Annotated in this window: 27 protein-coding genes; 6 read left to right on the forward strand and 21 right to left on the reverse strand. The window is 63.5% G+C overall.

The window, feature by feature from the left end; translation table 11 throughout:
- Nucleotides 1–23: 23 nt before the first annotated feature.
- The 7 genes from NL528_RS40250 to NL528_RS40280 all read right to left on the reverse strand — a co-directional run bounded on the left by NL528_RS40250 (nucleotide 24) and on the right by NL528_RS40280 (nucleotide 4,676).
- Nucleotides 24–443 (reverse strand): YciI family protein, encoded by a 420-nt coding sequence (locus NL528_RS40250; RefSeq protein ID WP_309179866.1) that lies wholly within the window; start codon nucleotides 441–443, stop codon nucleotides 24–26.
- A 113-nt stretch (nucleotides 444–556) separates the two neighbouring features.
- Nucleotides 557–973, reverse strand: a complete 417-nt coding sequence (locus tag NL528_RS40255) for a YciI family protein (RefSeq protein WP_309179868.1) — start codon at nucleotides 971–973, stop codon at nucleotides 557–559.
- Between the two features lie 321 nt (nucleotides 974–1,294).
- On the reverse strand, nucleotides 1,295–1,486 hold the full coding sequence (locus NL528_RS40260) for a hypothetical protein (protein WP_309179869.1): 192 nt from the start codon (nucleotides 1,484–1,486) through the stop codon (nucleotides 1,295–1,297).
- Between the two features lie 161 nt (nucleotides 1,487–1,647).
- A complete protein-coding gene (locus NL528_RS40265) occupies nucleotides 1,648–2,859 on the reverse strand; it encodes a serine hydrolase domain-containing protein (RefSeq protein WP_309179870.1) in 1,212 nt (403 codons plus the stop codon).
- Between the two features lie 70 nt (nucleotides 2,860–2,929).
- Nucleotides 2,930–3,298 (reverse strand): nuclear transport factor 2 family protein, encoded by a 369-nt coding sequence (locus NL528_RS40270; protein WP_309179871.1) that lies wholly within the window; start codon nucleotides 3,296–3,298, stop codon nucleotides 2,930–2,932.
- A gap of 211 nt (nucleotides 3,299–3,509) precedes the next feature.
- Nucleotides 3,510–4,157 carry a glutathione S-transferase family protein gene (locus NL528_RS40275; protein ID WP_309179872.1) on the reverse strand — a complete coding sequence of 216 codons (648 nt, stop codon included), beginning with the start codon at nucleotides 4,155–4,157 and terminating at the stop codon, nucleotides 3,510–3,512.
- Between the two features lie 132 nt (nucleotides 4,158–4,289).
- The gene (locus NL528_RS40280) at nucleotides 4,290–4,676 is read right to left on the reverse strand and encodes a cupin domain-containing protein (protein ID WP_375143939.1); all 387 of its coding nucleotides are present in this window, start codon (nucleotides 4,674–4,676) and stop codon (nucleotides 4,290–4,292) included.
- Nucleotides 4,677–4,762: 86 nt separating this feature from the next.
- Here NL528_RS40280 and NL528_RS40285 point away from each other — a divergent pair, with 86 nt between their 5' ends.
- Nucleotides 4,763–5,551, forward strand: a complete 789-nt coding sequence (locus tag NL528_RS40285; protein ID WP_309179874.1) for an SDR family oxidoreductase — start codon at nucleotides 4,763–4,765, stop codon at nucleotides 5,549–5,551.
- Nucleotides 5,552–5,554: 3 nt separating this feature from the next.
- Here NL528_RS40285 and NL528_RS40290 read toward each other — a convergent pair whose 3' ends face one another.
- Nucleotides 5,555–6,130 carry a histidine phosphatase family protein gene (locus tag NL528_RS40290; protein ID WP_309179875.1) on the reverse strand — a complete coding sequence of 192 codons (576 nt, stop codon included), beginning with the start codon at nucleotides 6,128–6,130 and terminating at the stop codon, nucleotides 5,555–5,557.
- Nucleotides 6,131–6,135: 5 nt separating this feature from the next.
- Nucleotides 6,136–6,888 carry an adenosylcobinamide-GDP ribazoletransferase gene (gene cobS, locus NL528_RS40295; RefSeq protein WP_309179876.1) on the reverse strand — a complete coding sequence of 251 codons (753 nt, stop codon included), beginning with the start codon at nucleotides 6,886–6,888 and terminating at the stop codon, nucleotides 6,136–6,138.
- A 58-nt stretch (nucleotides 6,889–6,946) separates the two neighbouring features.
- Here cobS and cobT point away from each other — a divergent pair, with 58 nt between their 5' ends.
- Both cobT and NL528_RS40305 read left to right on the forward strand, forming a co-directional pair.
- Nucleotides 6,947–7,963, forward strand: a complete 1,017-nt coding sequence (gene cobT / locus NL528_RS40300) for a nicotinate-nucleotide--dimethylbenzimidazole phosphoribosyltransferase (RefSeq protein ID WP_309179877.1) — start codon at nucleotides 6,947–6,949, stop codon at nucleotides 7,961–7,963.
- Nucleotides 7,964–8,030: 67 nt separating this feature from the next.
- Complete coding sequence (locus NL528_RS40305; RefSeq protein WP_309179879.1) at nucleotides 8,031–8,468, forward strand: hypothetical protein; 438 nt, start codon at nucleotides 8,031–8,033, stop codon at nucleotides 8,466–8,468.
- 9 nt (nucleotides 8,469–8,477) lie between these two features.
- On the opposite strand, the gene NL528_RS40310 is transcribed toward NL528_RS40305, so the two are convergent.
- The 6 genes from NL528_RS40310 to NL528_RS40335 all read right to left on the reverse strand — a co-directional run bounded on the left by NL528_RS40310 (nucleotide 8,478) and on the right by NL528_RS40335 (nucleotide 12,401).
- Nucleotides 8,478–8,888, reverse strand: coding sequence for a VOC family protein (locus tag NL528_RS40310; RefSeq protein WP_309179880.1), 411 nt, complete (start codon nucleotides 8,886–8,888; stop codon nucleotides 8,478–8,480).
- Nucleotides 8,889–8,939: 51 nt separating this feature from the next.
- Nucleotides 8,940–9,476: an SRPBCC family protein gene (locus NL528_RS40315; RefSeq protein WP_074278081.1), complete on the reverse strand. Its 537-nt coding sequence runs from the start codon at nucleotides 9,474–9,476 to the stop codon at nucleotides 8,940–8,942.
- Nucleotides 9,477–9,513: 37 nt separating this feature from the next.
- Nucleotides 9,514–9,927: a DoxX family protein gene (locus NL528_RS40320; protein WP_309179881.1), complete on the reverse strand. Its 414-nt coding sequence runs from the start codon at nucleotides 9,925–9,927 to the stop codon at nucleotides 9,514–9,516.
- Nucleotides 9,928–10,178: 251 nt separating this feature from the next.
- The gene (locus NL528_RS40325) at nucleotides 10,179–11,453 is read right to left on the reverse strand and encodes an RNA polymerase sigma factor (protein WP_309179882.1); all 1,275 of its coding nucleotides are present in this window, start codon (nucleotides 11,451–11,453) and stop codon (nucleotides 10,179–10,181) included.
- Entirely contained in the window at nucleotides 11,450–11,818 is a 369-nt protein-coding gene (locus tag NL528_RS40330) for a YciI family protein (protein WP_309179883.1), read from the reverse strand. Before NL528_RS40330 ends, NL528_RS40325 begins: the two co-directional genes overlap by 4 nt.
- Before the next feature lie 295 nt (nucleotides 11,819–12,113).
- Nucleotides 12,114–12,401 carry a hypothetical protein gene (locus NL528_RS40335; RefSeq protein WP_309179884.1) on the reverse strand — a complete coding sequence of 96 codons (288 nt, stop codon included), beginning with the start codon at nucleotides 12,399–12,401 and terminating at the stop codon, nucleotides 12,114–12,116.
- 91 nt (nucleotides 12,402–12,492) lie between these two features.
- Here NL528_RS40335 and NL528_RS40340 point away from each other — a divergent pair, with 91 nt between their 5' ends.
- Nucleotides 12,493–13,458 (forward strand): glyoxylate/hydroxypyruvate reductase A, encoded by a 966-nt coding sequence (locus tag NL528_RS40340; RefSeq protein ID WP_309179885.1) that lies wholly within the window; start codon nucleotides 12,493–12,495, stop codon nucleotides 13,456–13,458.
- 60 nt (nucleotides 13,459–13,518) lie between these two features.
- On the opposite strand, the gene NL528_RS40345 is transcribed toward NL528_RS40340, so the two are convergent.
- Entirely contained in the window at nucleotides 13,519–14,175 is a 657-nt protein-coding gene (locus NL528_RS40345; protein WP_309179886.1) for a dihydrofolate reductase family protein, read from the reverse strand.
- 105 nt (nucleotides 14,176–14,280) lie between these two features.
- Nucleotides 14,281–14,937, reverse strand: coding sequence for a TetR/AcrR family transcriptional regulator (locus tag NL528_RS40350; protein ID WP_309179887.1), 657 nt, complete (start codon nucleotides 14,935–14,937; stop codon nucleotides 14,281–14,283).
- 97 nt (nucleotides 14,938–15,034) lie between these two features.
- Here NL528_RS40350 and NL528_RS40355 point away from each other — a divergent pair, with 97 nt between their 5' ends.
- Together NL528_RS40355 and NL528_RS40360 are read left to right on the forward strand one after the other, a co-directional pair.
- Complete coding sequence (locus NL528_RS40355) at nucleotides 15,035–15,679, forward strand: glutathione binding-like protein (RefSeq protein WP_309179888.1); 645 nt, start codon at nucleotides 15,035–15,037, stop codon at nucleotides 15,677–15,679.
- 191 nt (nucleotides 15,680–15,870) lie between these two features.
- Nucleotides 15,871–16,119 carry a PilZ domain-containing protein gene (locus NL528_RS40360; protein ID WP_309179889.1) on the forward strand — a complete coding sequence of 83 codons (249 nt, stop codon included), beginning with the start codon at nucleotides 15,871–15,873 and terminating at the stop codon, nucleotides 16,117–16,119.
- Between the two features lie 43 nt (nucleotides 16,120–16,162).
- Here NL528_RS40360 and NL528_RS40365 read toward each other — a convergent pair whose 3' ends face one another.
- The 4 genes from NL528_RS40365 to NL528_RS40380 form a co-directional block, all read right to left on the reverse strand.
- Nucleotides 16,163–16,630, reverse strand: coding sequence for a nuclear transport factor 2 family protein (locus NL528_RS40365; RefSeq protein WP_309179890.1), 468 nt, complete (start codon nucleotides 16,628–16,630; stop codon nucleotides 16,163–16,165).
- A gap of 81 nt (nucleotides 16,631–16,711) precedes the next feature.
- On the reverse strand, nucleotides 16,712–17,155 hold the full coding sequence (gene ybgC / locus NL528_RS40370) for a tol-pal system-associated acyl-CoA thioesterase (RefSeq protein ID WP_309179891.1): 444 nt from the start codon (nucleotides 17,153–17,155) through the stop codon (nucleotides 16,712–16,714).
- 100 nt (nucleotides 17,156–17,255) lie between these two features.
- On the reverse strand, nucleotides 17,256–17,444 hold the full coding sequence (locus NL528_RS40375; RefSeq protein ID WP_309179892.1) for a type II toxin-antitoxin system VapB family antitoxin: 189 nt from the start codon (nucleotides 17,442–17,444) through the stop codon (nucleotides 17,256–17,258).
- A 72-nt stretch (nucleotides 17,445–17,516) separates the two neighbouring features.
- On the reverse strand, nucleotides 17,517–18,428 hold the full coding sequence (locus NL528_RS40380) for a metallophosphoesterase (protein WP_309179894.1): 912 nt from the start codon (nucleotides 18,426–18,428) through the stop codon (nucleotides 17,517–17,519).
- Nucleotides 18,429–18,535: the final 107 nt, after the last annotated feature.

Here is an 18,535-nt window from a genome sequence, read left to right on the forward strand (position 1 = left end):
TCACTGCTCCGGGTTCACAAAGATTAACGCCGGGCCGTCTTGCCCTGCATCTCGGTGAATCCGGCCGCGACCTGTTGCAGCTCTTCGGAGAAATCCGCCATCTCCTGCACCTGGCGGATTTCGATGGTCTCGTTCGTGGACGCCGGACACTTTTTCGCCCAGGCGATCGCCTCCTCGCGCGAGGCCACGTCGATCATCCAGTAGCCGCCGAGCACTTCCTTGGCCTCGGTGAAGGGGCCGTCGGTCACGACCGGCTTGCCGGTGGCAAACGAGACCCGCGCGCCCATCGACGGCGGATGCAGTCCGTCGAGCGTGATCAGGACGCCGGCGTCCTTCAGCGCTTCGTTGTATTTCATCATCGCCGCCATCCGCTCGGGATCGAGCTGGACATCCGGCGGCGCGGTCTCATAGCCCAGGGGGATCATCAGCATCATGAATCGCATGGTGGGGTGTCCTGTTTTTTGTTGTCGTTCCGGGGCGCGTCGAAGACGCGAACCCGGAACCTCGAGATTCCGGGTTCAGTCCTGCGGACTGCCCCGGAATGACGAAGGAGAAATTATTTCTTCCCGGCCTGCGCACGCAGCCGTTCTTCCTGCTCGCGCAGTTCGGGCGTCAGCGCTTCGCCGAAATCCTCCGCCGAAAAGACCTGCCGGATTTCGATCTCGTCGCCCTTGCCGAACGGCGCGCGCTTCATCCAGCCGATCGCTTCATCCAGCGATTTGGTCTTGATCAGCCAGAACCCGGAGATCAGATCGCCGGTCAGTTCGAACGGCCCGCGGCTCAGCGCGTTTTGCCCGGTCGAATATTTGATCCGTGCGCCCTTCGACGTCGGATGCAGACCCTCGCCGGCCTCGATCACGCCGGCCTTGGCCATTTCCTCGTTGAACTTGCCCATCGCGGTGAGCAATTCCGTACTCGGCATCACGCCCGCCTCGCTGTCCTTGCTGGCCTTCACAATCACCATAAATCGCATCGTCTCGCTCCGTTTGATCCTTATTGCTCCGCGCGGCGACCAGCCGGCGCTCATCAACAAGACGAACCGGGTTTTGCGGCACCGACATGTCCTGAGGAATTATTTTGGAGGTAATTGCACTACGCAACCGACCAAGTGGCTAGGTGCCGCATCCGGAGATGCCTGACTCAAAATGCAGCCAATGGAAGAAAGACGTGGATGGCCGGCCATAGGCGAGCGAAAGCGACGCCGTCCTTTGAACGGCTATGCCCGGCCATGACGGAAAGTGAATCATTTTTCAGGTAGTTAGAAAGAGTCCGAAAACGCTAGCTGCTCTTTGCTCTAGGCGCCTGCCCGTTCCTTCAACTGCTCAAATTCAGCGGGCCGATAGGCGGCTCCATCCGGCATGATGATTTCCACGTTCAGGCACCCGTCCGATATCAGTTCGGCGGCCTTCTTTATCGCAGCGGGTACGGAGTCGCGGTTCAGCGTGACGGTCCCGGACGTATCGAGCGCGGTGATGTAGAACTTCATTTGCGGCTCCCCAAGTTCGGTTGCCGTCCAGTCTGACCAGGCTGGCGGCGGCGTCAAGAGGACGGTCGTCCGGGTATGGCGCTTTTTACAGAATTGCGACGTATGGCATTGGGCCTCCGGCTAGCCGGCCTGACCTCATAGTGCTGCGGCGAAGCGCACCATCAATCGTCGATCGCCTGATAGGCGCAGGTCCAGAAATCCCTGAACACCGCGGGCGGCTGCGGGGAATCCATCATCCGCTGGGTCAACAGAATTCCGGTGAGATTTTCTTTTGGGTCGGAATACCAGGAGGTTCCATAGCCGCCGTCCCAGCCGAACCGGCCGGGCACGTTGCAGAGATCGTCACGCCCAGTGAAAACCGAAAGCCCCAGGCCCCAACCCAAATTGTCGCCCAACAGCAATTCCGAGCCCTGCTTCTGTTCCGGCGTAAGCTGGTCGGTCGTCATCAGTTCGACCGAGGGCCGCGACAGGATGCGTTCGCTGCCCAGCCGCCCGCCATTCAGCATCATCTGCGCGAAGGCGTTGAAATCGTCGGCGGTCGAGACCAGACCGGCACTGCCGTTCTCGAATACCGGCGGCTGCGCGAATTTGCCGGTAGCGGGATCGTCGAACACTTTCAGCGCGCTGCTTGCATGATCCCGCGTATAGGCGGTCGCAAAGCGGCCGAGCTTCTCCTGCGGCACGAAGAACGCCGTGTCCCTCATGCCGAGCGGCGCAAAGATGCGCTCGTGCAGGAACTTGGCAAACGACATACCGGCGACGCGCGCGATCAGCACGCCGAGGATTTCGGTGCCTGAATTGTACAGCCAGCGTTCGCCGGGCTGGTAGACCAGCGGCAGAGTGCCATAGCGCCGCATCAGTTCGTCCGGCGGAAACGATGGAAATACCGGGCCCGGCGCGAAGCCGGCTTCCGCAATCGCCTTCTGGATCGGATAGCGATCCGGAAATACCGGGATCATGCCAAGACCCAGCCGGAACGTCATGAGATCGCGCAGCGTGATCGCGCGTTTGGCCGGCACGGTGTCGTCGACCGCAGCATCGATCGCGCGCAGCACCTTGCGATCGGCCAGTTCCGGCAGCCAGCGATCGACGGGATCGTCGAGCCGCAGCTTGCATTCCTCGACCAGCATCATCGCGGCCGCCGCCGTCACCGGCTTGGTCATCGAGGTGATGCGAAAAATGCTGTCGCGCCGCATCGGCGCACCGTCGATCGCCAGTTTGCCGATGGCGTTGGCGTGAATCTCGCCATGCCGGCTCACCAGCATCACCAGGCCGGGCACCTCACCGCTTTCGACGTGGCGCGCCATGGTATCGTGCATGCGGCCGAGACGCGTTGTCGAAAGTCCGCCGTTACTGGTCATTATCCGTTCCATGGGAGATATCCAATCGTGGTCGCCTTGATGTGACGGGCCGGATCGCACCTGCCCGGCCTGTCCAGCGGGTTCATGACTGCAGTTTTGCAAACGCGCCGTTGTTGTAGGTCGCGCCGAAATAGACATCGATGCGCTTGATCTTGTCGCCTTCAAAGACGAAACACTCGGTATTGCGAAAGCTCTTTCCGTCCCTGGCCATGCATTGATAGGTCACAAAGGCCGCATCGCCTTCGACCAGGATCCTTTCGAGATCCTGCCGTTCGATCCAGTCGCTGGGCTTCCAGCACCGCGCGAAATAGGTCGCCTTGTCGATGCGGTCGTCATAGGGACTGGTGAAACAGAAATCGTCGGTGAAGGACGCCTCGACGGCCTTGCGATCGTTCGACCGGTAGGCCGCAAACAGGGCGCGGATGATCTCCGCCTTGCGTGAAGAGGGCATGTCAGCCCCCTTACGCCGGCTGCTCGATGCCGGCGCAGGTCATGCGTGCGCCGACCGCGACAATGACCCAACGACAGGAAAGCTTCATGCCGTGCTCCGTCCCGATTTCAACCGGGTCCGCGGTTCAGACAACCGTGTTCCGAACCGCGACCCCAACGTTAAGACGAACGAGTTCCCGCAAAACCGACACATCAGCCGAAAATTTTTCGGCTCATTTCGGCACCATCCTGAAATACGGCTCGGCCTCCTCGATCACGCGGGCGATCGAGGGCCGCGCCTTCAGGCGTTCGAAATAGGCCGTCAGGTTTTTGTTATCGCTGCCGAACGGTTCCACCATGTTGCCGTAAAACAGCGGCGGCAGCGCGGCGCAGTCGGCGAGGCTGAAATCATTGCCCATCGCCCAGCCACCGCCCGCCATCTGCTGTTCGATCATGCCGTAAGACGTCCGCAACTGCGCCCGCGCCTCTTCGACGCCATGCGGATCCTTGTTGTCGCCGGGGCGACGCCGGTCGCCCATGATCTTCTGCATCGGCAGATGCACATAGAGATCGTAGAAGCGGTCGCGCAGCCGCGTCTGCAAGGCCAACTCCGGATCGTCGGAGATGAATTTCGTGCGGCCGGGATAATACCGGTCGAGATATTCGATGATGACACTCGACTCCGGAACGGTCTGGTTCCGCGCCGCGTCGCGCAAGACCGGAAATTTGCCGAGCGGCCAAAGTTTCAGCAACGCCGCGCGCTCGGCCGGATTGCCGAGATCAACCGATTTCGGCGTGAATGGCGTGCCGTTCTCATAGAGTGCAATCAGCGCCTTCCAGCAGAACGACGAAAGCGGATGGAAATGCAGCGTCAGCGACATGAGGTCTCCTTGTATTGCCCGGCGGCTTGCCGAAGCGCCGCCCCAGGACGAACCGGATCGTGCAGCACCGACATGTCCGGCGAAATTATTTCGATGGGCAAGGCACGCTTGCGCGGTGCCCGCCGCTCACGTCTACACCCACCTTCGCGTCATTTCCGCCGCACCCTCCATCATGGCTTCGAACACCGGCGCCGCCAGCACGGCGTGGATGTGAAGCGGCGCGGTGCCGGAGTTGCGAAAACCGTGCTGGCGCAAGGCCGGCACGATCAGCGACTGCCCCGCTGTCAGGACGGCGCGGTCCTCATCGATCCACATCTCGGCTTCGCCCTCACGCACCGTCAGCACCTCTTCGACCGGATGCGAATGGGTCGGCGCGCCGGTGCCGGGCGCGACCCATTGTTCGAAGATGCAGAGTTGCGCGGCGCCATTGACGGCGGAAGCCACCATGCGGGTTTCGACGCCCGCGCGCCAATGTTCCGGGGCTCTCTGCCTGGGATCGATGATGTTCACGAGATCCATCCTTTCGCTTGGTTGCGCGCCAAGAAAGCAGACGCTTCGCTTCCGTGCTAGGAGAACAAGGAATCACCAAAACGACGGATAAAGCCATGGCCCCTGCCCCACAAAAAGTCGCACTCGTCACCGGCGCCGCGCGCGGCATCGGGCTTGCGACCGCAAAACGGTTTCTGGCCGAGGGCTGGCACGTGGCGCTGCTGGATATCGAAGGCGAATTGCTGGACGGCGCGGTCGCGGCGCTGGCCAATCCGGACAACACGCTGGCACTGCATTGCGACGTCAGCGATGCCGACGCGGTCGCGGCCGCCATGGCCACGTTGAGCCAGCGCTTCGGCCGGCTCGACGCATTGATCAACAATGCCGGCGTTGCCGTGTTCGCGCCGCTGCTGGAGACCTCAGATGCGGACTGGAACCGGATCCTGTCGGTCAATCTCACCGGGCCCTTCCTGTGCACCAAGGCGGCCGCCCCACTGATGCGCGAGCATGGCGGCGGCGCGGTGGTCAACATCACGTCCATTTCGGCGGTGCGCGCCTCGACGCTGCGCTCGGCCTACGGCACCAGCAAGGCCGGCCTTGCGCATTTGACCAAGCAGCTCGCAGTCGAACTCGCTTCCCTCGGCATCCGCGTCAACGGCGTGGCGCCGGGCCCGGTCGAGACCGCGATGGCCAAGGCCGTGCATACGCCGGAGATTCGCGCCGACTATCACGACGCGATTCCGCTCAATCGCTACGGCCTCGAGGAAGAACTGGCGGAAGCGGTGTTCTTCCTGTGCTGCGATCGTTCGAGCTACATCACCGGGCAGATCCTCGCCGTCGATGGCGGCTTCGATGCCGCCGGCATCGGCTTGCCGACGCTGCGCGGCGAGCGGCGAAACGGCTAGCGCTCAAATCCACCAGCGCCGATTGACCGCGACGACGCGCCAGCCGCCATCGAGGCGATCGATCCGGGTCAGCGACAGCGGATCGATCACAAAACGCAGCGCGTTGTCGGGCGCAAGATCGAGCGCCATCGCAAGCACGGCGCGGATGGTGCCGGAATGCACCACCAGCACGGCGTCGCCCATGGGCAGGGAGGCAAGCCCTGCCCGCGCGCGCGCTATCTGGTCGACAAAGCTTTCGCCGCCGGGCGGCCGGTTGCCGGCCGGCGATTTCCAGAATTCGCGATAGGCCTCGCCGAGTTCGGTGCTGAGATCGTCGTGACGCCGCCCGGTCCAGGCGCCAAAATCCTGTTCGCGAAAGGCCGGGTTATCGACCGCTTCAAGCCCCAGCGTGCGCGCGGTTTCCCGCGTGCGGCGCGCCGGGCTGCAGACGGCAAGCGCATTCGGCGGCAACCTGGCCTTGAGCGCGGCAAAGGCCGCGGCATCGCCAAGATCGGCCGGCGCATCCGGGCCATGAATGACGCCGCGCGGCCCGTCGACCGGTGCGTGCCGGATCAGCCAGAGATTTGTCTCGAGGCTCATCGCGATCAGGCCAGCCGGGCGGCGAGCAGCACGAGGATCGCGGTCTCGGCGACCTGCTCGGCGCCACCCAGCACGTCGCCGGTCTGGCCGCCGATCTGGCGCTTCGCAAGCCACGCCATGCCGATCGCGCCGGCTGCGGCCATGATGGCGGCGAGCAGCGCGTTGACAAAGGACAGCGACAGCCATGCGATCGCAAAAGCAAAAGCCGCGGCCGTCGCCGCCGTCGCCGCATCGGGCCGGCCGGCATTGGCGGCGAGCCCGTCCGTGCGCGCATAAGGCTGGCTGATCGCCATCCACGGCAGCACGCCGCGCGCCAGCGCATGCACCGCGATCAGGCTTTGCACGACATAGCCGTCCGGGATTGCAGCCAGCGCGGAAAGTTTTGTCGCAAAGCTCACCAGCAGGACCAGCGCGCCATAGGTGCCGAGCCGGCTGTCGCGCATGATCTCCAGTTTCGCCGCGACATCGCGGCCGCCGCCGAATCCGTCGGCGACATCGGCCAGCCCGTCCTCATGCAGCGCGCCGGTCAGCATGGCGCCGACGCCGAGCGCCAGTGCGGCCGCCGCCAGATCGGGCACGCCGATGTGCCGCGAACCGAGGCAGAGCAAGCCGACCGCGGCGCCGATCATGGCGCCCACAATCGGAAACATCCGCTGCGCGCGCACGAAATTCGGCGGCATCGCGCCTTCCGGATGCGGCATCGGCAGCCGGGTCAGGAAACCGACCGCGGTTTTGAAATCGTCGAGCCATTCGTTCATGGTGGTGCCCAGAGAATTGTTTTAGCTTGCGACCCGCTCGACTTGTCCAGGGAATCGCATGCAGTTCGACACTTTAGACGACATCCGCGCCTTCTGTCGTGATCTGCCTCGGGGCAATGCGCATGTCGCCGACGCCGCGACGCGCCGGCAACAGAACCTCACAAAACCGCCGGGAAGCCTCGGCCGTCTCGAAGAACTGGCGATCTGGCTGGCGCGGTGGCAGGGCCGCGAAGTGCCACAGCTCGGGCGCGTCACGATTGCGGTCTTTGCCGGCAATCACGGCGTCGCCGGCCGCGGCGTCTCCGCTTACCCGCAGGCGGTCACCGGACAGATGGTGGCGAATTTCGCCGCCGGGGGTGCTGCCATCAACCAGATCGCACAATCGGCCGGCGCCGAATTGCGCGTGGTGCCGATCGAACTCGACCGGCCGACGCGCGATTTCACCGTGGCATCCGCGATGGAGGCGGATGAATTTCTCGCCGCGATCGATATCGGCTACCGCACCGTGCCCGGCGATTGCGACCTGCTCGCCGTCGGCGAGATGGGCATTGCGAATACCACGACGGCGGCGATGCTGTGCGCGGCGCTGCTCGGCGGCGGCGGCGCGCGCTGGGCCGGCCGCGGCACCGGCGTCGACGAGGGCGGGCTGTTGCGCAAGCGCGCGGTGATCGATGCCGGGCTGGATTTTCATCGCGGCATGCTCGGCGATCCCTTAAGGGTAGCGGCAGGGCTCGGCGGCCGCGAGCTTGCCGCGATGGCGGGCGCCGTCCTGGCGGCGCGGCGTCAGGGGATTCCGGTGCTGCTCGACGGCTTCGTGGCGACCGCCGCGGTGCTGCCGCTCGCACGCCTTGAGCGAGGCGCGCTGGATCATTGCCGCGCCGGGCACGTCTCCGCCGAATCCGGCCACCGCGAATTGTTGCGCGAACTCGCGCTCGACCCGCTGCTCGATCTCGGCATGCGGCTCGGCGAGGCCTCCGGCGCGGCGGTTGCGATCCTGCTGGCGCGCGCGGCGCTCGCCTGCCACGCCGGGATGGCGACTTTCGCCGAGGCCGGGGTTTCCGGCGCCGACGAATGAAAGGGCCCTTGCCGCGTGCGCCAAGCCTGATTAACTCGAATGATCATCAGACGCGAAGGAGCCGCTGATGCGAAGAGCCGTGATTAAATTGGCTGTTGCGATCGTGGCGCTATGCGCGGCGATCTCGCCCACGCAGGCCGAGGTGCGCATTCTGGCGAGCCCGGGCGGACAGGTCGGCCCGTTCCTCGACCTGTTCGAACAAGTGCGCGCCTCCGGCGAACGCGTCGTGATCGACGGACCGTGCCTGTCGGCCTGCACGCTGGTGCTGTCCATCGTACCGGACAGCCGTATCTGCGTGACGCGGCGCGCGGTGCTCGGATTTCATGCCGCGCGGTCGATCGACGGGCGCGGCCAGATGTATGCCGAGCCGGAAGCGTCGGAAGCGGTGCTGGAAGCCTATCCCGCGGCGGTGCGGGGCTGGATCAGCCGCCGCGGCGGATTGACGTCGCGGCTGCTGCTGCTGCGCGGGCGGGAACTCGCCGCGATCTACCCGAGGTGCAGGTAGCAGCGCAGCTCACATGCCTTCCAGCGGGCAATTCACCATCCAGGGTATGCCGAACTGGTCGACGCACATGCCAAAGCCCTTGGAGAAGAAGGTCTTGCCGAACGGCATGTTGACGCTGCCGCCTTCCGAGAGTGCCTTGAACTTGCGCTCGGCCTCGGCGGGATCGCCGACCGTCAGCGACACCGAAAAGCCCTGCGGCTTTTGAAAGTGATCGGGCGGCGCGTCGGACGCCATCAGCACCTGGCTGCCGATCGACATCCGCGCATGCATGATCTTTTGCTTGCGCTCCGGCGGCGACGCCATCTCGGGCGGCCCCTCTTCATTTCGGAGCATCATCTCGATCTTGCCGCCCAGCGTCTTTTCGTAGAACTTGAACGCCGCCTCGCAATTGCTGTTGTAGAACAGGTAGGGATTAAGCATCGTTTACTCCTTGCTGAAGTTTACCGGCTAACCGGCGGTTCGAACGTTTAACTATTTCTCCGTCAGCTTCTTCAGATTGGCGAGACCGACCTCGAAATCCTTGCCGATCATATTGTCCATGTTCATGAACACCTGCATCACCTTGTACATAAAGGACGCGGGTCCATGCATCACCCAGGTCAAATTGGTGACATCGCCCTGCGGCAGCATTGTGAATTCGGCGGTGTTGTGGCCCTCGATCGGTTTGAAGAAATCGAGCTTGATGACGATCTTCGACGGCACGGCAGCGTCGATGATTTCCATCCGGCCGGAACCGACATTGTTGTTGCCGTCCCACGCATAGACCGCGCCCTTGCCTTCAGCCGCGCCGCTATAGGTGCGCTTCATTGCGCGGTCCTTGTTCTCGTAGGGCGACCAGGCAACCCACTGATGAAAATCATTGATCAGGGAGAATATCTTTTCCGCCGGCGCCTTGATGCTGGTCGCGCGCCGCACGGCGAAGCTACTGGGTTTGGTGAGCGCGAGCACCAGCACGATGGCGATGGCAATCGCGAGGATGACGGCGATGATGGCAATGACTTCAAACATGGTGGGCTCCGTGTCGTTGAAATACCGATAAGACAAATTAGCGGCGGAATGGTAGCAGCGAACGCAGGTTGCGGTCGCGCAACCACAACCCGCCCCATAGCATCAGGCCGAGATAAAGTCCGAACAGGGTGTGGCTGAACAAGGGGCTGCCGATCCGCACATGCGAAGCGATTGCGCCACCGAGATAGCCGGTCACGAGGATCGCGCCGAGGATCGAGGTCGGCGGGATCGAATAGAGCACGGTGCAGACGACGGTGATGACCCCGAGGCTTCGCGCCAGGCTTTCGCTCGAGCCATAGCCCATTTTGTCCATCGTTTCCGTGACGACCGGCCACGGCACCAGCTTGATGGCGCCGTCGAACAGCAGGAAGACGATCACCAGACCGCTGAGAATGCGGCCCAGCAAGCGCGCGGATTTTGAGACCGGCACGGTCTCGGCGATATCGGACATGGCTCGCTCCGTGAAGGGATCGTGTTGTTCTGCCCCTAGGACGAACGGGCGGAGCGAAATCCGACAGGGGGATAAAGATTTTTATCGCACAATCCGGAAGCGTGCCCCGGATGCTGCGCAGCGCGCCGCATTTGCGGCGTGATGCGCTGCTGATCCGGGGTCCATGGCCGCGCGTCCGGAAGCGTGGGTCCCGGCTCTGCGGTGCACCGCCTAAGTGGGCGCTGCACCGCGTCCGGGACACGAAGGCGAACTTACTTCCCCTCCTTCTTGCCGCGCGGCTGGCTGTCGCGCATCAGGCGGTCGAGATGCATCCGGATATGGGCGGCTTCGGCTGACGTGTGGGCCAGCGCGATAGCGCGGTCAAAGGCTACCCGGGCTTCGTCATTGCGGCCGAGCTGCATCAGGAACGCGCCGCGCACGCCGAAGAAATGAAAGTAATTCGACAGCCGCGGCGCCAAAGGCTCGATCATCTGAAGCGCCGCCTCCGGCCCCCGCACCTTGGAGACCGCGACCGCGCGGTTGAGCGTGACCACCGGCGACGGCTGCATGATCTCGAGCGCGCCGTAGAGCAGGTCGATCTGGGTCCAGTCGGTATCCTCAGGTCTTTCGGCGCGGGCATGCAAGGCCGCGATCGCGGCCTGGACCTGGTAGGGCCCGCTGCGGCGATGCCGCATCGCCTTGTCGATCAGCGCCAGCCCTTCGGCGATCATCTTCTGGTTCCACAGGCTGCGGTCCTGATCGTCGAGCAGGATCACCGCGCCGTCCTGGTCGAATCGTGCGGCGGCGCGGGCATGCTGCAGCAACAACAGCGCTGTCAGCCCCATGATCTCGGCCTCGCTCTGGAACAGCCGCAGCAACAGCCGCGCCAGACGAATCGCCTCCTCGCACAGGGGGCTGCGGATCTCTGCGGTATCGCCGCTGGCCGAATAGCCCTCGTTGAAGATCAGATAGATCATCGCGGCCACCGCCGACAGCCGCTCGCTACGCTCCACCGCGCCCGGGGTCTCGAACGGCACACTGGCTTCGGCGACGCGAGCTTTGGCGCGGGTGATGCGCTGCTCCATCGCGGCTTCCGAGACCAGAAAGGCGCGCGCGATCTGCTTGACCGTCAGGCCGGAGACGATGCGCAGCGCGAGCGCGATCTGCTGCGTCGCCGGCAAATCCGGATGGCAGCAGATGAACAGCAGCCGCAGGATGTCGTCGCGATAATGCGAGCCGTCGAGCCGTTCGGCGAGCGCATCCTCGGCGTCTTCGGTGTCGGAGATCGCCTGGTCGTCCTCGGGCAGCGGCTGCTGCTTGCGGCCGCGCCTGATATCGTCGATCGCGACGTTGCGCCCGACCATGATCAGCCAGCCGGCGGGATCGCGCGGCGGGCCGTTCTGCGGCCAGCTTTTGAGCGCGCGCAGGCAGGCGTTCTGGAACGCTTCCTCGGCGGTATCGAGATTACGGAAATAGCGCAGCAGCGCGCCGACCGCCTGGGGACGCGCCGACGTCAACGCGGCATCTATCCAGGCGGTGTCGGTCACGTGGCGAGGCTCCCGGGGTTCAAGAGCCCGACCGGGCGGATCTCATAGGCGCCGCCGGGATTGGCCTTGCCGAGATCGCGGGCGACGTCGAGCGCTTCGTCCAGGTTCTTGCAGTCGACGATGTAGAAGCCGAGTAATTGTTCCTTGGTCTCGGCGAAGGGGCCGTCGAGCACGATCGGCGGATCGTCCTTGCGCAGCGTGGTCGCCGATGTCGTCGGCAACAGCCGCGCCACCGGACCGAGCCGGCCCTGTTTGGTCAGTTTGTCCTGCACGACGGCGAGTTTCTGCATCACCGCGGCGTCCTGTTCCTTGGTCCAGGACCCGGTGAAATCTTCGTCGTGATAGCAAAGGATGGCGTACAGCATGGGATGCGGCATCTCCGTTGTCTCTAGGACGAACGATTATGCCCGCAGCCGACAGGTCGGCGAAGAGAATTTACAACGGGTTCCTTGCTCGTCATGCCCGGCCATAGCGGTCTGGCTTGCGCAGACTGCGTAAACTTGTCTGCGATGCCGGGCATCCACGTTCTTTGTGCCGCACAGCAGTCAAGGACGTGGATGGCCGGGCATAGGCGAGCGGAAGCGACGCCGTCCTTCGGACGGCTATGCCCGGCCATGACGCGAAGTGAAATTTTTCCGGTCGCCTGAGGCGATTGCGGCATTACCAGTAGACGCCGTAGCGGGCGGCGATCCGGCGCGCCTTGGCCTCGTCGGCCTCATAGCCCCGCACATGGGACTTCTGCCTGGAGGCGTGATGCTTGGCGCCTTCCGGCTTGGCGGCATCGGTCTTGACGTCGGCGTTGATCTGCTCGGCCGGGGTTTGTTCCGGCTTGGCGGTCTCGACGGCCCTGGTCTCATCATTGGCGGCCAGTGTCATGTTGCGGCTCTCGCCGGCGTGAGCCGACATCGAGGCCAGCACGAAAGCGGATATCAGGATCAATTTGCGCATCGGAGGTCTCCCCTCGTTGACGAAAGGAGGCTAAAGCAACGGTTCAATTCGTAATGTGACGCAGGTCACGCTGGGTGCGGAAGGTGTTGGAATGGGTAAAGGTGCGCTCGCTCTGCTGGTGCATGGCGGGACTGAAAACTGGTCGCCACGGCGGTGGAAGACCCGATTCGATGAGGTCTGCCGGAATCGGCCGGTTTTGCTGTTGCCGGACGCTTCGTTCGATCCGGCCGCGGTCCATTACGCCGCGGTGTGGAAGCCGCAGCCGGGCGAACTGGCCGCGTTCCCCCATCTGCGCGTCATCTTCAATCTGGGCGCGGGCGTCGACGCGCTGATGGCGGACAAGTCGCTGCCCGATGTGCCGCTGGTGCGGGTCGCGGTCTCCGATCTCACCGCGCGGATGACGGAATATGTCGTGCTGCATGTGCTGATGCATCACCGGCAGGAGTTGTACTTACGGGAGTCGCAGCGCGAAAAACGCTGGGCGCCGAAATCGCAATGGGCGGCCGGCGCCGTCACGGTCGGCATCATGGGGCTGGGCACGCTCGGGGCGGACGCGGCCGAGGTGCTGCGGCGGATCGGCTTTCGTGTCGTGGGCTGGAGCCGGAGCCCGAAGCGGATCGACGGCGTCGAATGCTTTCACGGCGAAGCGCTGCTCGAACCGTTCCTGCGCCAGACCGATATCCTGGTCTGCCTGCTGCCGCTGACGCCGGAGACGCGGCACGTTCTGGGTCGCAACCTGTTCGCCAAGCTCAACCGCACGAGCCCGATAGGCGCGCCGGTGCTGATCAACGCCGGCCGCGGCGGCCTGCAGAACGAGGCCGACATCCTGCAATGCCTCGACGACGGCACGCTCGGCGCAGCCTCGCTCGATGTCTACGCCACCGAGCCGCTGCCCACGGACAGTCCGTTCTGGAGCCATCCCAAGGTGGTGCTGACGCCGCACAATGCGGCCGACACCGACGCGGACGAAATCTCGAAATATGTCGCGCAGCAGATTGAACGCTTTGAAGCCGGCGGCGCGCTGGAGAATATCGTCGATCGCGGACGGGGGTATTGATACTCACTGTCGTCCCTGCGAAAGCAGGGACGACATCTTTATAAGTTCGCGCACTTCGCCTCACGCCATCGCGGACCGTCGCCGTACGGTGACGTGGGTCGCGTTCGGGCCCGCAACGCTTTCGGCACAAGCAAAGCCGAGGGCCGGCAAGTCGAGCCCCGAGAACAGGTTCTCTCCTCTCCCCAGAAGAACCGGGGAAACTGCCAGATGAAGTTCGTCGAGCAGACCTGCCTGCAGATATTGCCTGACAACCGAGACGCCGCCGCCGATGCGAACGTCCTTGCCGCCGGCAATTGCTGTCGCCCGCTGCAGCGCCGCCGTGATGCCATCGGTCACGAAATGAAAGACGGTGCCGCCCTCCATCTCGATGGAAGGGCGCGCATGATGCGTCAGGACGAACACCGGCACGTGGTAGGGCGGATTGTCTCCCCACCAGCCCTTCCAGGAATGATCGGGCCATTGGCCGCGGATCGGGCCGAACATGTTTCGTCCCATGATCCAGGCGCCCACCCCCTCCATCGACTTCCGGGCAAACCGATCGTCGGTGTCGACCGCGCCTCCCTCCTGGCCGATCATTTCATGAAACATCCGCGTCTTGAGCAGCCAATTGGTCACCTCAATACCGGGAACACCAAATGGATGCTCCAGGTCCTGATTTGGACCCGCCCCAAATCCGTCGAGCGATACCGAGAACGCGGAGGCTCTTACTTTTCCCATTGTGTCTCTCTTTCCTCTTTGACCACTTCCGGGGGACGAACGGGAAAACGGTGGGCCGACAAATCATGTTGTAAATATTTTGAAGCGAGCAATGCCCGGGCTATTTCACGCCCCACACATCACGTCGATTGCGCCTTTCACGATCGCTTCCAACTCCTTGCGCGGCACGCGGGCGCGGGCGCGGATCGCGATGGTGTGGACGGTGGCGGAGGCGAGATGCGCAAGCACGGTGGCATCGGCGCTGTCGGGCAGTTCGCCTTTTTCCCGCGCCAGCTGGAAGCAGGCCGCAAACGCCTTGTCGAGTTCGGCAAAGCCTTCCAGCACCATGGCGCGGATCTCGGGATCGGCCACCGCTTCCGAGGCCGCGGTCATCACCGTGAAGCAGCCGCGCGGGCCGGCTTCGCCTGAAAGATAGATGTCGAGCGCCACCGCATAGATGCGCTCCAGCCGCTCGCGGATCGGCAATTCGTCGCGAAAGATGTCGATCATCGCCGCGCGCGCGTCCTCGCGGTAGCGCTGATAGCTCTTGATGTAGAGCTCGCGCTTGTCGCCGAACGCGCCATAGAGGCTCGGCCGGTTCATGCCGATGGCGGCGCTGAGATCGTCCAGCGAGGTCGCCGCAAACCCGTCTTTCCGGAACAGATCGAGCGCCTTGCCGAGCGCGATCTCCGGCTGATAGGCGCGCGGACGTCCGCGGCGTTTTGGCTCGGCCGTGACTTCGTTTTTGGCGGCAGCCGGCAGCTTCTTGGTTTTTTGTACCATTTCGCAACAAATTCCTTGACGCGATTTATATTATGCGAGACGGTATAAAAATCAACCCGGCTCACGAGATTTGAGCCAAACCGCCAAGGAGACCCCCATGGACCTGTATTTTTCGCCGCTCGCCTGCTCGCTGGCGACGAGGATCGCGCTGTATGAAGCCGGTGCTACGGCCAGCTATTTCGAGGTCGATCCGAAGACCAAGGTGGTGCAGAACGACGGCTCGGATTTCCGTAAGGTAAATCCACTCGGGCTGGTGCCGACCTTGCGCACCGACGACGGACTGCTGCTGACCGAGAACGCGGCGATCCTGCAATATGTCGCCGACCGCTTTCCGCAGGCCGGCATCGCCACCGGACCCGGCCTGGAACGCAGCCGATTGCATCAATGGCTCTGCTTCGTCGGCACCGAGCTGCACAAGGGACTGTTCGTGCCGGTGCTCGACAAGACGGCGCCGCCGGAGGTCAAGACCTACATCCTCGGCAAGGGCCTTTCGCGGCTCGACTATCTCGAGAATTATCTGAAGGGCCGCGAATTCCTGCTCGACCATTTCAGCGTGGCCGATGCCTATCTCGTCACCGTCATCAACTGGACGATGGCGACGCCGCCGATCGAACTGGCGAAATGGCCGGTCGTAAAAGCCTATTACGAACGGCTGCGCGCCCGTCCGAGCATTGCGAAAGCGGTCGCCGAGGAGTTTGAGCTGTATAAGGCCGAACTCGCGCGGCACAAGGCGGCGGCGTAAGGTCGCAAATGGCGGGGACATCGCGAAGCGGCGTCCCCGCGCCCTCAACCGGGGCAACGAATTCAGGCATGCTTCATGCTTAACAGATCTTTGATTTCGCAAGCTTTCGACAATTTATTCCTGGGAAATGTACCGATCTTTACACTTTCGCGCGCAGTATTGATGGTGCCACGCCTATTGGGAGCAGCAGAATGCCGCAGCCGCGGTTGTACAAAAGGGTTGTGCCGTCGGGCCAGATGTCCCGAACCGGAAAGATCATCCTCGGCCCGAAGGAACCGATCCTGACTTGCACGGTCATCGATTACTCCGCCGGCGGCGCGTGTCTCGAAGTCTGCGGTCAGCGTTCGATGCCAGACCGTTTCGAGTTCCTCTATGGCAGCGTGAAAAAGAAAAGCCGCGTCGTTTGGCGACGCGGAGTACGGTTAGGGGTGGCATTCTAGGGCCTTGAAGAGCGGTTCGATTATCGACGCTCCGAGCATCCCCTTAAAACGGACTCTCTCCCAGTCCCGGCACGTCCGCCGGCCTTGGTCCGGGTGCTGGCCAATGGAAGCGCCGGTCTTTCTCCGCAATCGCGACATCGTTGATGCTGGCTTCGCGCCGGCGCATCAACCCGTGCTCGTCGAATTCCCATTGCTCGTTGCCGTAGGAACGGTACCACTGCCCGGCAGCGTCGTGCCATTCATATTGAAAGCGCACCGCGATGCGGTTTTGATCGAAGCCCCAGAGATCCTTGATCAGGCGATAGTCTTTCTCCTTCTCCCATTTGCGGGTGAGGAACGTGACGATGGCGGCGCGGCCTTCAAAAAATTCGGAGCGGTTACGCCAGCGGCTGTCCTCGGTATAGGCCAGCGCCACCCGTTCGGGATCGCGCGAATTCCAGGCGTCTTCGGCCATGCGGGCCTTTTGGGCGGCGGTTTCCCGGGTGAATGGCGGCAGCGGCGGACGTGTCATGGGGGCCTCGGATCGTGGTGAGATCTCAACTCTATCGTGCCGTTTCGGGGAGTCGATGGGCTATTACCTATCGCCTAATAGCTAGACCAGATCGGCCTTCATCAAGCGCCGCAGCGATTTCGGGATCGGATGCGCTTTGCCCTCGGAGATAAAGGCGACGCGCACCTTCGCCTTGACCAAGACTTCCTCGCCGCGCCGCACCTCCTGCGCCAGCGTGATCGAGGCGCCCTTCACCGCCACCGGCCACGTCACGATATCGAGCACGTCGTCCATCCGCGCCGGCCGCAGATAGTCGAGCTCCATCGAGCGCACCACAAAGGCAAAGCCCGGCGTCTCCTGCTCAGCCTCCGCATACAGCGCGTGCTGCTCGGCGCCCATCAGCCGCAGATGATTGGTGCGGCCGCGCTCCATGAAGCGCAGATAATTGGCGTGATAGACGATGCCGGAGAAATCCGTGTCCTCGTAATAGACGCGGATCTGCATGTGATGGCGGCCGTCGCGGATCTCGCCGTCGAGGGAGGACATTGAAACTTCTCCGAGAATTCGGCGGCGCGAAATTTGGCCAGTTATAAAATTGTTTGCAGTAAGGGACTTATCAAAACGCGCGGGGAGTGAGAACTACGATTCAAAAACGCCGCCGCGGCGGGGCCTCGGCGTCCGGTTGGGTCCCTCCCATGCTGGCGAGCCGACGGCCGGCCTCACGCTGGACGAACGCCTGCAATGCAACCGTTACAACGGCAGACTTGCCGTTGATGCCCGCGAATTCCTGCGCTTTCGCAAACAATTCGTCGTCGATCGTGATCGTGGTTCTCATTCCGTAAAACTCCAGTACGTCAGACATAGCATCATCTGACGTACCGTCCCACATGACTGCACTCAAAGCGAACTACGACACCGCAGCAGCCGACCTGCCCAGCGTCACCAGCCCGATTTCCGGCGGGACGCCGAGGCGGAACGGCATGATGCTGCAGCCGAGGCCGCCGGAGACGATGACGTCGCAATTCATGCGGATGTGGCCATAGGCCAGCTCTTGTCCGGACGGCGCCACCGGCGACCAGCCCAGCACGCGGACCTGGCCGCCATGAGTATGGCCGGACAATTGCACCGCGACACGCGACGGCACGCGAACGGCGACATCAGGTTCATGCGCCAGCAGGATAACCGGCGCGTCGTCGGTCACCTTCTTCAGCGTCGCGCCGAGATCGTCGACGCCGATGCGCCGCACGGGACGGAAACGGCGCGCCGGAAGATAGGCCAGTTGGTCGCCGAGACCCGCCAGCCAGAACGGACGACCGTCCTTGCTCAGGCGCGTGGCGTCATTCTCGTAGACGGGGATGCCGACGTCTTCGAGCGCGCGGCGGGCGTTGATCGTGCCCCGCCCCTCGCGCTGCACCGTCTTGTCTTCCCAGTAATCGTGGTTGCCGAGGATCGCATGCACGCCGAGCGGCGCCTTGAGCCCGGCCAGCACCGGCGCCCATTCGCTGGCGGGAATGAAGCGCGTGACATGGTGATGTCCGGCGACATAGTCGCCGAGCATGACGATGACATCGGCATCGAGCGCGTTGGTGCGTTCAACGATCGCGTGAATCCGATCCAGCGACATCCAGGGATCGCAGGCGTGAAGGTCGGCGACGACGGCGATCTTGAGCTGGAAGTCAGCCGGCCATTTCGGCGGCGAAAGGTGATAGCGCGCGACCCGAAGCCGCAGCACGGGTTCCCCGAACCCGTAAGCCGTGGTGGAGACGCCGAGCGCGCCCAATCCACCGATGAACCGAAAGAACTGTCGTCGTGAAAACATGGCTGCCGATCGTGATGCATTCTCCTGGTATTTCGGGATTCAAGCGGAATTGGGGTGCGTTTGTGCAGATTGCCAGCAGGCCGGCACGGCGTGTCGCCGAACAATCC

It is taken from the genome of Bradyrhizobium sp. Ash2021, assembly GCF_031202265.1.
Lineage (GTDB): Bacteria > Pseudomonadota > Alphaproteobacteria > Rhizobiales > Xanthobacteraceae > Bradyrhizobium.